Origin of the sequence: Aeromonas sp. QDB30, from assembly GCF_027707645.1 — a bacterium.
In the GTDB taxonomy this organism is placed as follows: domain Bacteria; phylum Pseudomonadota; class Gammaproteobacteria; order Enterobacterales; family Aeromonadaceae; genus Aeromonas; species Aeromonas caviae.
Genome location: NZ_JAPCIY010000021.1, coordinates 45,643 through 59,046, shown reverse-complemented (window position 1 = coordinate 59,046; position 13,404 = coordinate 45,643). Strand labels below are relative to the sequence as shown.

The following is a 13,404-nucleotide window of genomic DNA, read 5'->3' as shown; positions in this document are numbered from 1 at the left end:
GAAAGAGAAGATTGTCGTCGAGCACAAAGAGAGTGGACATGGCCGCCAGGAAGAGCGTTATGTGTTTCAATTAAAAGCCAAATTACCGCCAGAGTTGACGGAGAAATGGCCGACAATCCGCAGCATCATTGCCGTTGAGCGTCACCGCAGCGCCAACGGAAAAGGAACGGTAGATACCTCTTACTATGTCAGCTCGTTATCCCCCAAGCACAAGCTGCTAGGGCACTATATACGGCAGCACTGGCGGATAGAGAACAGCCAGCATTACATTCTTGATGTGGTGTTCAACGAGGATGCTTCCAGGATAGCGATGGAGGATGCGGTCGAGAATATGGCGCTATTCCGGCGGTTCGTATTGAATATCGTAAAACAGAGCAATTGTGGTGCTCGAAGTCAGAGAAACAAGCTAAAAAGAGCCGGCTGGAATGACGACTATCGGGCTCAGTTATTCTTTGGTTAAAATATCAACAAAGTGTGCTCCCGCCCTGATGGGCAGGCCGGTTTTCGCTGACGCCAGAAATAAACCCTAAAGGTGTAGTTAAATTACTAGATATGAATAATAAAAAATGCATAATTCATATATCTTACAAAAACAGAAAAATGATCTGTTTTTGATTCAACTCAATGATTTAATCCCTTTCAATGCACGCAAAATGGGATTTTATTGATTTAGATCAATTTTCGTAATATTACCGTCGTGGTATATATGGCCCCAACGAAGTAAAGGTGTAAGGCAAGGCCCCGTTAAATCATTCCTTCCAAGAGGTGGTTTAAAAACATCAGGGTAATGTGCTTACCGTTGAATCCGCTTTCCTATGAGGAGTCATACCATGATCAAGGGCATCCAAATCACCCAGTCCGCCAACGCCGCTCTGCTGAACTCTTTCTGGCTGCTGGACGAAGAGAAACAACAGGCTCGCTGCATCTGCGCCAAGGGCGACAGCTTTGCCGCCGATCAGGAAGTCAGCCTCTCCGACCTGGGTCAATTCGAATACCGTGAACTGCCGGTTCAGCAAGAGCCTGTGGTCGAAGGGGGTCAGCACCTGAACGTCAACGTACTGCGCCGCGAAACCCTGGAAGACGCCATCGCCAACCCGGAAAAATACCCGCAGCTCACCATCCGCGTCTCCGGTTACGCCGTGCGTTTCAACGCCCTGACCCCGGAGCAGCAGCGTGACGTGGTCACCCGCACCTTCACCCAGAGCCTGTAAGGCGCCCTGCGTAAAGAGATTAAAAAAACGGCCCCCTCGGGCCGTTTTTTCATGGGTGATGATCGCCGCCGGAACCTGGGTCAGCTTCGCAGGTCCACCGGCATGACCGCCACAGGTTTCGCCAGGGCGTCCTGCATGGTGGCCTCGTCGAGCTGATCGCAGTAACGGGCCACCACCAGGGTCGCCACCCCGTTGCCAATGAGGTTGGTCAGGGCGCGCGCCTCCGACATGAAGCGATCAATCCCGAGGATCAGCGCCAGCCCGGCCAGCGGCAGATGCCCTACCGCCGAGATGGTGGCTGCCAGCACGATGAAGCCACTCCCCGTGACTCCGGCCGCCCCCTTGGAGGAGATGAGCAGCACCACCAGCAGGGTGAGCTGATGGAACAGGTCCAGCGGGGTGTTGGTCGCCTGGGCGATGAAGACGGCGGCCATGGTCAGATAGATGGAGGTGCCGTCCAGGTTGAATGAGTAACCGGTCGGGATCACCAGACCCACCACCGATTTCTTGCAGCCCAGCGCCTCCATTTTCACCAGCATGCGCGGCAATACGGATTCCGACGAGGATGTTCCGAGCACGATCAACAGCTCTTCCCGGATATAGGCAATAAAGCGCACAATGCTGAAGCCATTGGCTTTGGCGATACTGCCGAGCACCAGAAAAATAAACAGCAGGCAGGTCAGATAGAAGCTAGCAATTAATTGCCCCAGCTGAACCAAAGAACCAATACCGTATTTCCCTATGGTGAATGCCATGGCGCCAAATGCCCCGATCGGCGCCAGTTTCATGATCATGTTGATGATGCCGAAAATAACCTGGGAGAAACCATCGATGATATTGAAGATGGGTTTTCCCTTCTCCCCGATATGATGCAGGGAAAATCCGAACAGGACGGCAAACAGCAACACCTGGAGTATATTGCCGCCGGCAAAGGCACCGATGACGCTGGCCGGTATCACATCCAGCAGGAAGGGAATTATCCCCTGGGACTGGGCCTGATCCGCATAGACGGAGATGGCGCTGGCGTCGAGTGAGGAGGGATCCACATTCATACCGGCCCCTGGCTGCAGCACGTTGACCACGCACAGACCGATGATCAGGGCCAGGGTGCTCACCACTTCAAAATAGATCAGCGCAATGGCACCGGTTTTGCCCACCGCCTTCATGCTTTCCATGCCGGCAATGCCGGTGACCACGGTACAAAAAATGACGGGGGCGATGATCATCTTGATTAATTTAACGAAGCCATCACCAAGGGGTTTCATATCTGCGCCCAGACTCGGATAGACATGTCCCAGACATATTCCGATGGTGATTGCCAATATCACCTGAAAATAGAGGCTACTGACAATTTTCTTGTGCATGCTCAACGTCCTGTTAATAAGTGTGACTCCACTGACAGCAAATAACGCATGCAGCAGTCTGCGGCGAGAAATAGGGTTATCTCACCCGCTTCATACCTTTTTGCCATCCTGACGGTCGCTACTTTTGCATGTCATAAGAAGCAAATAAGAGACATCAATCACACAATATATTTAACATCATTAACGCCACGGAAACATGGTCGCAATGGACGCCGAAGAGCACCAAATGAAAATGACGGAAATAAAAATGCCCCGCATGGCGGGGCATTTTTGATAGTAAAAATCGCGATCAGGCGGAGGTATCGAGGGGCTCGAAGCCCTTGACGAGATCGTCGATGGCCTTCATCTGCTTGAGGAAGCCTTCCAGCTTCTCCAGCGGCAGGGCGCTCGGGCCGTCGCAGCGGGCAATTTTCGGATCCGGGTGGGATTCGATAAAGAGACCGGCGAGGCCCACCGCCATGCCGGCACGGGCCAGCTCGGTCACCTGCTCGCGGCGACCACCGGAGGCCGCTCCCAGGGGATCACGGCACTGCAGGGAGTGGGTGACGTCAAAGATGACCGGATAGCCGCCGGTGCTCTTCTTCATGACGCCCAGACCCAGCATGTCCACCACCAGGTTGTCATAGCCGAAGTTGGCACCGCGCTCGCAGAGGATCAGGCGATCGTTGCCACACTCCTCGAACTTGTCGGTGATGTTCTTCATCTGGCTTGGGCTCAGGAATTGCGGCTTCTTGATGTTGATGACGTTGCCGGTGCGGGCCATGGCCTCTACCAGATCGGTCTGGCGCGCCAGGAAGGCGGGCAGCTGGATGACGTCGACCACCTCGGCGACCGGTTTGGCCTGATGGGGCTCATGCAGATCGGAGATCACCGGCATGCCGAAGGTCGCTTTCAGCTCCTGGAAGATCTTCATCCCCTCTTCCAGACCCGGGCCGCGATAAGAGTGGATGGAGGAGCGGTTGGCCTTGTCCCAGCTCGCCTTGAACACGAACGGGATGCCGAGCTTGCTGGTCACTTCCACGTACTTCTCGCACACCGCCATCGCCATGTCGCGGGATTCCAGCACGTTCATGCCGCCGAACAGCACGAAAGGTTTGTCGTTGGCGACGTCGATCTGGTTGACCTTGATATTCTTCTGTTCCATCTCAGGGATCCTTAATGGAGGGGTTTGGGACTGAGGTCCAGGGTGGCCAGCTGGGTTTTCAGCACATCGGCCACGGGATCATCAGGGCATTGTTCAATAAAGTATTCGAAATCGTCGGCGGCAAAGCGCGGGCAATCGAGTTGCTCATAGATGAAGCCCCGATCCCGCGTCTCCAGCGGATCGCCGGGTTTCATGCGCAGCAGCAGCTCGCTGCAGCGCAACGCCTCCGTCATGCGCTCCTCGCGCAGCAGGGCGCCCTTGCTGACATTGAGCAAGCGCTCGATGATCTCCCACTGCCCCGATGGCTGCAGATGATCATCGCTCAGACTCGCCAGGTTGCCGAGGGCACCGCGCAGCAGCAGTTCGATGCGGTGCCGGCTCAGTTCATCACCGTTGAAGGGGTCCACATAGACCTCCCCGTCCAGACCGGCAAAACTCAGGAGGAAATGGCCGGGGAAGCAGATCCCCTCCACATCCAGCCCTATCTTGCGACCCAGCTGGATGAGGAGGATGCCGAGACTGACCGGGATCCCCTTGCGCCTTGCCAGCACCTGGTCCAGATCGCAGTTGGCGGACGAGAAGTAATCCTGCCAGTCGCCACGAAAGCCCAGGGTCTGGTAGAAACCCTGCAACAGCTGACGGCGCACCTCGTCGCAGTCTCCCTCGGCAATCGTCTCGTCCAGCCAGGCATCGAGGAGGGCAAGCTCGGCCTCTCCCGTGCCGCCATGGCCCCGGATCTCGTCGCTCACCGACAGCGCCAGCTCGGCAAGATCGTGAGCCTCGAAGTCGGTCCACTCATCCACACGTATCATCGTCATCCTTCCTAGCCGAACAGGCTGGCCTGCTTTTGCACCGCAAGCTTGGCGATAAAGAAGATCCACCCCAGTGCGCCCAGGAAGGCAAACCAGCGGATGCCGTTGCTGCGGGCCAGACGCAGCGCCATCATGGCCAGAAAGGCCACCACCAGGATGGATGTCAGCTTCTCGGCCAGCCAGGGGATGGCGTTGTTGAGGGGGTTGAGACCCAGCACCATGCAGAGCAGCACACCGGAGAGCACCACCAGGCCGTTGAGCCAGCCGCTGATCTTGAGGGTGCGGGCGCCCCCTGCCAGCGCGGAGCCGGTCTGCAACCAGTAAAAGCGCAGGATAAACATCAGCACGGCCCCGGCAATCAGGGTGAGGTGCAGATGCTTGAGAACAACATACATAAGATTTCCTTGAACAGGGGCAGACCGGGCCGCCCGTCATATCACTGAGCTAGGCGCCCCAGGGTCACCCGCTCGTTATCACCGTAATCGCGCACGGTTTCCACCTGGACGTAGCCTTGTTGCAGCAGGAGTTGACGCACCGCCTCCCCCTGATCCCAGCCGTGTTCCAGCAACAGCCAGCCACCTGGCACCAGATGGGCGGGCGCCTGGGTGACGATGAGCCGGATATCCGCCAGCCCCTGCTCCTCCGCCACCAGGGCGGAGCGCGGCTCGAAGCGCACGTCCCCCTCGTGAAGATGGGGGTCCGCCCCGTCGATGTAAGGCGGGTTGGAGACGATCATCGCAAAACGCGGTGCATCCGAGAGCGGCGCAAACCAGCTGCCGTCGCGCACCTCGATGGGCAACCCCAGGGCGGCGCTGTTGGTGCGGGCCAACGCGGCCGCGGCCGGCATCCTGTCCACCGCCCATACATCGGCATCCGGTCGCTCAGACTTGAGCGCGAGCGCGATGGCGCCGGTCCCTGTGCCGAGATCCAGCAGGGCGCAGGGGCCACCCGGCAGGCGGGCCAGCGCTTGTTCCACCAGCACCTCGGTATCCGGGCGCGGGATCAGGGTGGCCGGGCTCACTTTCAGCGGAAGCGACCAGAACTCCCGCTCACCGATGAGGTGGGCAATGGGCTCTCCATTGAGGCGACGGGCAAGCCAGCCCGCCAGGGTCGCCTGCTGGGCGGCATCGAGCTCGTGCTCCGGCCAGGTCATCAGATAGCTGCGCCGGCAATCCAGCAGATGACAGAGCAGGGCATCGGCGTCGGCACGGGGGGATTCCCCGGAGGCCAGGGTCGCCATGATATGGGCGCGGGCCTGCTGGATCTGCATCAGTTGCTCTCGGCCAGGGAGGCGAGCTGATCCGCCTGATACTCCTGCACCAGGGGGGTGATCACGCAGTCCAGATCTCCCTCCAGGATTTCGCCCAGGCGATACAGGGTGAGGTTGATCCGGTGCTCGGAGAGGCGTCCCTGGGGGTAGTTGTAGGTGCGGATGCGCTCGGAGCGATCCCCGGAGCCCACCAGGTTGCGGCGGGTGCTCTGCTCGGCGGCGCGGTGGCGCTCGTCCTCGGCCGCCTGCAGGCGGGCCGAGAGCACCGACATCGCCTTGGCGCGGTTCTTGTGCTGGGAGCGCTCGTCCTGGCACTCCACCACCAGGCCGGTGGGCAGGTGGGTGATGCGGATGGCCGAGTCGGTCTTGTTGACGTGCTGGCCGCCGGCCCCGGAGGCGCGGAAGGTGTCGATCTTCAGCTCCGAGGGGTTGATTTCGATCTGCTCGGCCTCCGGCACTTCCGGCAGCACGGCGACGGTGCAGGCGGAGGTGTGCACCCGGCCCTGGGACTCGGTCTCCGGCACCCGCTGCACCCGGTGACCGCCGGATTCGAACTTGAGGCGGCCGTAGACGTGCTCGCCGTCCACCTTGGCGATCACCTCCTTGTAGCCGCCGTGCTCGCCCTCGTTGCAGCTGACGATGGAGACACGCCAGCCCTGGCGCTCGGCGTAGCGGGAATACATGCGGAACAGATCCCCCGCGAAGATGGCCGCCTCGTCACCACCGGCGCCGGCGCGGATCTCCAGATAGCAGTTGTTGTCATCCTTGGGATCCCGCGGCAGCAGCATCACCTGCAGCGCCTGCTCCTGCTCCTCGAAGGCCGCCTTGGCGAGCGGCAGCTCCTCCTGCGCCATCTCGCGCAGGTCGGCATCCTCCTCCTCCAGCATCAGCCGGGTGGTCTCTAGGTTCTCTTCGGCCTGACGGAAACGCTGGAAGGCGTGGACTATGTCTTCCAGCTGGGCATATTCCCGGGTCAGGGCACGGTATCTGTCCTGATCCGAGGCCACCCCGGGCTCGCCGAGCAGGGCCTGTACTTCTTCGTGGCGCTCGATGAGGCCTTCCAGCTTTCTGATCAATGACGGGTTCATGACTCTTGGATTCTCGATGGAGGACGGGACGGCCAAGGGGCCGCCCCAACACTATGATTCTTGTGACAATCCCAGCACCTGACGCAGCTGGGCCAGCTTGTGGGCATCCCCCTGGGCGGCGGCCTGGCGCAGGGCCTGGGTCGGTGCGTGGATCAACTTGTTGGTGAGGCGGTGCGCCATGGCCCTGAGGGCCTGCTCGGCATTCTCGCCCTGTTGCAGGGCCAGCAGGGCGCGCTGCAGCTCTTCATCGGCCACCTGCTGGGACTGGTGACGGTAATCGCGGATGAGATCCACCGAGTGCTGGCTGCGATACCAGCCCATGAAGTCGTCGCGCTCTTCCTGGACGATGAGCTCCGCCTCGGCGGCCGCCCGCTTGCGGGTCTCGAGGTTCTGCTCGATGATGCCCTGCAGGTCGTCCACCGTGTAGAGATAGGCATCGGAAAGCTCGTCCACCTCGGCTTCGATGTCGCGGGGTACGGCGATATCCACCAGGAACATGGGCTTGAAGCGACGCGCCTTGAGCGCCCGCTCCACCATGCCCTTGCCGATGATGGGCAGGGGGCTTGCCGTGGAGCTGATGACGATGTCCGCCTCGTGCAGGTAGTCCGGGATCTCCTCCAGGGTCATTACCTGGGCACCGAACTCCTCTGCCAGCAACTGGGCCCGTTGCAGGGTGCGGTTCGCCACCATCATCCGGGTCACGCTCTGCTCGCGCAGGTGGCGGGCCACCAGTTCGATGGTTTCGCCGGCGCCCACCAGCAGCACCTTGGTCTGGGAGAGATCGGAGAAGATACGGCGGGCCAGGCTCACGGCGGCGAAGGCCACCGACACCGCGCTGGCGCCGATCTCGGTGTCAGTGCGCACCCGTTTGGCCACCGAGAAGGATTTCTGGAACAGGCGCTCCAGGGATCCTTTCACCGCATCCGCCTGCTGGGCGTGGGCGTAGGATTGCTTGATCTGCCCCAGGATCTGCGGCTCCCCGAGCACCAGGGAGTCGAGGCCACAGGCCACCCGCATCAGGTGCCGCACCGCGTCCTCGTCCTGGTGCCGGTAGATGGCGGAGAGCACCTCGCTCGCCTCCAGCGCGTGGAACCGCTGCAACCAGTTCAGCACCTGCTCCCCCTGCCCCTGCTCCAGGCTGCAATAGAGCTCGGTGCGGTTGCAGGTGGAGACGATCACCGCCTCGCTGACGCCAGGCTGCTCCACCAGCTCACGCAGGGCGCGATCGATGCGGTCCGGGCCAAAGGCGACCCGCTCCCGCAAGGCGACACTGGCGGTGTTGTGGTTGATTCCGAGGGCAAGCAGACTCATGGGTGGGTGATGATCGTTTCATGCACAGGGTGTAGAGGCCGACAATTGTACGAGAAAGGGTAAGTCTTTAAAAGCAATACGGCCGCCCCTTATACTGTCGCAAACCTCATCTGCGGAGCTCCACCTTGTTGTTGCGTATCTTCTCCCTCGCCTGCCTGCTGGTGCTGGCGGGCTGTACCACCACCCAACCCCAGCGGGATCAGGTCAACTGGCAGCAGGAGCGCGCCCGCCTCGAACGCCTCACACACTGGCAGTTGTCGGGCAAGATGGCCATCATCACCGCCCGCCAGAAGGGCAGCGCCCGCCTCAACTGGCAGCAGAACGGCGACGACTATCGCCTCAACCTCACCAGCCTCATCGGCACCCATATTCTGGAACTCTCCCGCACCGGCGGCGAGGTGACTCTGCTCGACAACGACGGAAAACAGCACCAGAGCCAGGATGCCGAGCTCCTGGTCTATCAGCTCACCGGCTGGCACATTCCGGTGGCCGGGCTGCCTGAGTGGATCAAGGGATTGCCGGGGCAGGCCGAATTCGAGCTCAACCCCGATGCCAGCCTCGCCAGCGTGCGCGACGGCCAGTGGCAGATCGTCTACGGGGACTATCGGGATCAGGACGGCTATCGCCTGCCCCACCTGCTCACCATGACCGGGCAGGAGAGCCGTCTCAAGCTGCAGATCAACGAGTGGACCCTGGCACCATGATGCACGACCAGGCGCCGATCCGCTGGCCCGCCCCGGCCAAGCTCAACCTCTTCCTGCACGTCAATGGCCGCCGCCCCGATGGCTACCACGAACTGCAGACCCTCTTCATCTTCCTCAACCACGGCGACTGGCTCGAATTCGAGCCTATCCCCGGCAGCGACCAGCTCACCTTGAGCCCGGCCATTCCCGGCGTGCCCGATGAACAGAACCTCATCATCCGGGCTGCGCGACTGTTGCAGAGCCGGTTGGCCAGTCCGCAGGGAGCCCATATCCGGCTGGAGAAGGTACTGCCCATGGGCGGTGGCATCGGGGGCGGCTCGTCGGACGCGGCCACCACCCTCGTGGCCTTGAACCACCTCTGGCAAGCCGGCTTGAGTGAAGACGAGCTGGCCGAGCTCGGCGTGCAGTTGGGCGCCGACGTGCCGGTGTTCGTGCGGGGCAAGGCCGCCTTCGCCGAAGGCGTGGGGGAGCGGTTGCAACAGATCGAGGTGCCGGATGCCTGGTACCTGGTACTCAAGCCGGATTGCCATGTGGCCACCGCCGCCGTGTTCCAGGATCCCGACCTGCCCCGCAACACCCCCAAGATGACCCTGGACAATCTGCTGGCAGGAGAGTGGAAAAACGATTGCGAGCTGCTGGTGAAAAAGCGCTACCCCGAGGTTGCCAATGCGCTCGGCTGGTTGCTAGAATACGCGCCGTCAAGAATGACGGGCACTGGCGCCTGCGTCTTTGCTCGATTTGAAGACGAAATGGCTGCTCGGAAGGTGTTGGCAAGAGTGCCGGAAGGCTGGGATGGGTTTGTCGCCAAGGGCGAGAACATATCACCACTCTTCGTCACTTTGCAACAAGTGAGTGATTGGGGTATCGCCAAGCGGTAAGGCAGCGGGTTTTGATCTCGCCATTCCTAGGTTCGAATCCTAGTACCCCAGCCAACTCTCTCCTTGTTGAGGCCGTATCGGGAGGTGTTGACCTCGTCGATGTGTCTTGGGCCAATCTGACGCGATGGCGCTCAAGGTGGATTCCCGTCCACCCACCCTGCGGGTGATGAGACGCCATCCTCGACATCGCCCAGAGACCTTGTCCGTCATCTTGCTAAATCGTTTGCCCCCAAACGATACGGGTCTAAAATCAGACTCCCCACATACTGGATGCAACCCCGAGGTTTCAAACCGTGCCTGACATGAAGCTGTTTGCTGGTAACGCAACGCCGGAACTAGCCCAGAAGATCGCAGATCGCCTGTTTATCAAACTCGGCAATGCTGCCGTAGGTCGCTTTAGCGACGGCGAGATCAGCGTACAGATCAACGAGAATGTACGCGGTGGCGATATCTTCATCATTCAATCCACCTGTGCCCCGACCAACGACAATTTGATGGAATTGATCGTCATGGTGGATGCACTGCGTCGTGCTTCAGCTGGCCGTATCACTGCCGTTATCCCCTACTTTGGTTATGCCCGTCAGGACCGCCGCGTCCGCTCCGCCCGTGTGCCCATCACCGCCAAGGTCGTCGCCGACTTCCTCTCCAGCGTGGGTGTGGACCGTGTGCTGACCGTTGACCTGCATGCCGAGCAGATCCAGGGCTTCTTCGACGTCCCCGTCGACAACGTGTTCGGCAGCCCGGTGCTGCTGGAAGACATGAAGGCCAAGAACCTCGAATCCCCCGTGGTCGTGTCACCGGACATCGGCGGCGTAGTCCGTGCCCGTGCCATCGCCAAGCTGCTGGACGACACCGACATCGCCATCATCGACAAGCGTCGTCCCCGTCCGAACGTCTCCCAAGTCATGCACCTGATCGGCGACGTAGCCGGTCGTGACTGCGTCATCGTCGACGACATGATCGACACCGGCGGCACCCTGTGCAAAGCGGCCGAAGCGCTGAAAGAGCGTGGTGCCAAGCGCGTGTTCGCCTATGCGACCCACCCTGTCTTCTCCGGCACCGCCGTTGAAAACATCAAGAATTCGGTCATCGACGAGCTGATCATCACCGACTCCATCCCGCTCACCCCGGAGATGAAGGCAGTCGGCAAGGTCAAGCAGCTGACCCTCTCCTCCGTGCTGGCCGAAGCGATTCGCCGCATCAGCAACGAAGAGTCCATCTCTGCCATGTTCGAGCATTGATAGACCCTGTCGTGACAAAAACCGCCGAATGGCGGTTTTTGTTTTTTGGGTGCCTGGCGCCAACCGCCAGCCTTCACTCGGCAAGAGACGAAAACCTCGGACGAGCCACCCCACCCGAGCCCTTCTGTCCGGCTTTTCCCCGACCTTGCCGCACTTTGGTTGAGTGATCGCCACTCGGCGGCTAGAATATTGCGTCCCATTGCCCCGGGCCATCCGCCCATGGCAAGTAGCGAGTGAAGACATCAAGCGTGACAAGTCAAATCAAACTGATTGTCGGGCTGGGTAATCCCGGCCCCGAATATGCCAAGACCCGCCACAATGCGGGCGCCTGGTATGTGGAGCAACTGGCACGCTGGCACAATGTCAGCCTGCGCGAAGAGCCCAAGTTCTTCGGCCACACCGCCCGCTTCCTGGTGGACGGGCAGGATGTGCGGCTGCTCATCCCGAACACCTACATGAATCTCTCCGGCAAGGCCGTGGCGGCGCTCGCGCGCTTCTACCAGATCGCCCCGGAAGAGATCCTGGTGGCCCACGACGAGCTGGACCTGCCTCCCGGCATCGCCAAGTTCAAGCAAGGGGGCGGTCACGGCGGCCATAACGGCCTCAAGGACATCATCGCCAGGATGGGCAACAACAATAACTTCTTCCGGCTGCGCCTTGGCATCGGCCATCCGGGCGCCAAGGAGCTGGTCGCCGGCTTCGTGCTGACCAAGGCGCCCAGCAGTGAGCAGAGTCTGATCGAGGCCGCGCTGGACGAGTCCCTGCGCGCCACCGACATCCTGTTCAAGCAGGACATGACCAAGGCCATGAATCGCCTGCACAGTTTCAAGGCCGAGAAAGTCTAGGCCTTCAGCCTGCATCGCCAGGCAGTTCAAGATGACCGGCCCCTGGCGAGATCCCTCGCCTCGGGGTCAAGCAACACGACACGGGCCGCCCGCGCGGCCCCTTGAAGCATCCATCAACAAGGTAACAATCCATGGGTTTTAAATGCGGTATCGTGGGCCTGCCCAATGTAGGCAAATCCACCCTGTTCAATGCGCTGACCAAGGCCGGCATCGAAGCCGCCAACTTCCCGTTCTGCACCATTGAGCCGAACACGGGTGTGGTCCCCATGCCGGATCCCCGCCTCGACCAGCTGGCGGCCATCATCAATCCGCAGCGTGTCGTGCCGACCACCATGGAGTTCGTGGACATCGCCGGCCTGGTGGCCGGTGCCTCCAAGGGCGAAGGCCTTGGCAACCAGTTCCTGGCTAACATCCGTGAAACCGAAGCCATCGGTCACGTGGTGCGCTGCTTCGAGGACGAGAACATCGTCCACGTGGCGGGCAAGGTCTCCCCGGCCGACGACATCGAGGTGATCAACACCGAGCTGGCCCTCTCCGACCTGGATGCCTGCGAGCGCGCCATCAATCGCCAGTCCAAGCGTGCCAAGGGCGGCGACAAGGATGCCAAGCTGGAAGTGGAAGTGCTGGAGAAGATCAAGGTTGCCCTGGAAAACGGCCAGATGATCCGCGGCATGAAGCTGGACAAGGATGAGCTGGACGCCGTCAGCCACCTCAACTTCCTGACCCTCAAACCCACCATGTACATCGCCAACGTGGCGGAAGATGGCTTCGAGAACAACCCCTACCTGGATCAGGTCCGTGAGATAGCCGCCGCCGAAAACGCCGTTGTTGTGGTCGTCTGCTGCGCCATCGAGGCGGACATCGCCGAGCTGGACGACGAAGACCGCGCCGAGTTCATGGCGGATCTGGGCATCGAGGAGCCGGGCCTGAACCGGGTGATCCGCTCCGGATACGAGCTGCTCAAGTTGCAGACCTACTTCACCGCCGGTGTGAAAGAAGTGCGCGCCTGGACCATTCCCGTAGGCGCCACCGCCCCGCAGGCCGCGGGCAAGATCCACACCGACTTCGAAAAAGGCTTTATTCGCGCCCAGACCATCGCCTTCGACGACTTTATCACCTACAAGGGTGAGCAAGGCGCCAAGGAAGCAGGCAAGATGCGCGCGGAAGGGAAAGACTACATCGTCAAGGATGGCGATATCATGAACTTCCTGTTCAACGTCTAACCCCATGAGAGGCCAGCATTTGCTGGCCTCTTTTTTATCTGGCCAGAGGCGCGATCTGGGTGCGAATGTCGTAAAAAAAACCAGATTGTTGGGCTTTTGCACGACAGCGACCAATAACTCGCCAAACGCACCCAAATTCGTTTTTTCAAACAAAAAAAGGGTTGACGCCCCAGAGCCAGATACGCATAATTCCGGCCGCACAGTGACGAGGCAACGACTCACTGGAAGCACGGTTGGCTATGTAGCTCAGTTGGTTAGAGCATCGCACTCATAATGCGGGGGTCACAGGTTCGAATCCCGTCATAGCCACCAT

At 60.5% G+C, this 13,404-nt stretch carries 13 protein-coding genes, 2 tRNA genes and 1 pseudogene; 9 read left to right on the top strand and 7 right to left on the bottom strand.

Going from position 1 to position 13,404, the window contains the following annotated elements; all coding sequences use genetic code 11:
* Both PG896_RS08985 and grcA read left to right on the top strand, forming a co-directional pair.
* Positions 1-460, top strand: a pseudogene (locus tag PG896_RS08985) (ISAs1-like element ISAs1 family transposase); the annotation flags it as partial.
* 370 nt (positions 461-830) lie between these two features.
* Positions 831-1,211, top strand: a complete 381-nt coding sequence (gene grcA / locus PG896_RS08980; RefSeq protein ID WP_010673855.1) for an autonomous glycyl radical cofactor GrcA — start codon at positions 831-833, stop codon at positions 1,209-1,211.
* Positions 1,212-1,291: 80 nt separating this feature from the next.
* Here grcA and PG896_RS08975 read toward each other — a convergent pair whose 3' ends face one another.
* The 7 genes from PG896_RS08975 to hemA all read right to left on the bottom strand — a co-directional run bounded on the left by PG896_RS08975 (position 1,292) and on the right by hemA (position 8,200).
* Positions 1,292-2,575, bottom strand: coding sequence for a dicarboxylate/amino acid:cation symporter (locus PG896_RS08975; RefSeq protein ID WP_103243557.1), 1,284 nt, complete (start codon positions 2,573-2,575; stop codon positions 1,292-1,294).
* 289 nt (positions 2,576-2,864) lie between these two features.
* On the bottom strand, positions 2,865-3,719 hold the full coding sequence (kdsA, locus tag PG896_RS08970) for a 3-deoxy-8-phosphooctulonate synthase (RefSeq protein ID WP_039039605.1): 855 nt from the start codon (positions 3,717-3,719) through the stop codon (positions 2,865-2,867).
* An 11-nt stretch (positions 3,720-3,730) separates the two neighbouring features.
* Positions 3,731-4,531, bottom strand: a complete 801-nt coding sequence (locus PG896_RS08965) for a SirB1 family protein (RefSeq protein ID WP_042015581.1) — start codon at positions 4,529-4,531, stop codon at positions 3,731-3,733.
* A gap of 11 nt (positions 4,532-4,542) precedes the next feature.
* Positions 4,543-4,926 (bottom strand): SirB2 family protein, encoded by a 384-nt coding sequence (locus tag PG896_RS08960; protein ID WP_039039603.1) that lies wholly within the window; start codon positions 4,924-4,926, stop codon positions 4,543-4,545.
* A 41-nt stretch (positions 4,927-4,967) separates the two neighbouring features.
* Positions 4,968-5,801, bottom strand: a complete 834-nt coding sequence (prmC, locus tag PG896_RS08955) for a peptide chain release factor N(5)-glutamine methyltransferase (RefSeq protein ID WP_128271857.1) — start codon at positions 5,799-5,801, stop codon at positions 4,968-4,970.
* Positions 5,801-6,889: a peptide chain release factor 1 gene (gene prfA / locus PG896_RS08950; protein ID WP_010673849.1), complete on the bottom strand. Its 1,089-nt coding sequence runs from the start codon at positions 6,887-6,889 to the stop codon at positions 5,801-5,803. Before prfA ends, prmC begins: the two co-directional genes overlap by 1 nt.
* A 51-nt stretch (positions 6,890-6,940) precedes the next feature.
* Positions 6,941-8,200 carry a glutamyl-tRNA reductase gene (gene hemA / locus PG896_RS08945; protein ID WP_270835621.1) on the bottom strand — a complete coding sequence of 420 codons (1,260 nt, stop codon included), beginning with the start codon at positions 8,198-8,200 and terminating at the stop codon, positions 6,941-6,943.
* A gap of 125 nt (positions 8,201-8,325) precedes the next feature.
* Here hemA and lolB point away from each other — a divergent pair, with 125 nt between their 5' ends.
* From lolB to PG896_RS08910, 7 genes are all read left to right on the top strand, one after another.
* Positions 8,326-8,904, top strand: a complete 579-nt coding sequence (gene lolB / locus PG896_RS08940; RefSeq protein ID WP_039039599.1) for a lipoprotein insertase outer membrane protein LolB — start codon at positions 8,326-8,328, stop codon at positions 8,902-8,904.
* Complete coding sequence (gene ispE, locus PG896_RS08935) at positions 8,904-9,782, top strand: 4-(cytidine 5'-diphospho)-2-C-methyl-D-erythritol kinase (RefSeq protein ID WP_244053591.1); 879 nt, start codon at positions 8,904-8,906, stop codon at positions 9,780-9,782. Before lolB ends, ispE begins: the two co-directional genes overlap by 1 nt.
* Positions 9,762-9,836: transfer RNA gene (locus PG896_RS08930), tRNA-Gln, on the top strand. Before ispE ends, PG896_RS08930 begins: the two co-directional genes overlap by 21 nt.
* A 239-nt stretch (positions 9,837-10,075) precedes the next feature.
* A complete protein-coding gene (locus PG896_RS08925) occupies positions 10,076-11,023 on the top strand; it encodes a ribose-phosphate pyrophosphokinase (RefSeq protein WP_010673845.1) in 948 nt (315 codons plus the stop codon).
* 248 nt (positions 11,024-11,271) lie between these two features.
* Positions 11,272-11,868 carry an aminoacyl-tRNA hydrolase gene (gene pth, locus PG896_RS08920; RefSeq protein ID WP_041215615.1) on the top strand — a complete coding sequence of 199 codons (597 nt, stop codon included), beginning with the start codon at positions 11,272-11,274 and terminating at the stop codon, positions 11,866-11,868.
* Between the two features lie 131 nt (positions 11,869-11,999).
* A complete protein-coding gene (ychF, locus tag PG896_RS08915; RefSeq protein ID WP_010673843.1) occupies positions 12,000-13,091 on the top strand; it encodes a redox-regulated ATPase YchF in 1,092 nt (363 codons plus the stop codon).
* A gap of 235 nt (positions 13,092-13,326) precedes the next feature.
* Positions 13,327-13,403 (top strand) — tRNA-Met (locus PG896_RS08910).
* The last annotated feature ends 1 nt before the right edge of the window (position 13,404 follow it).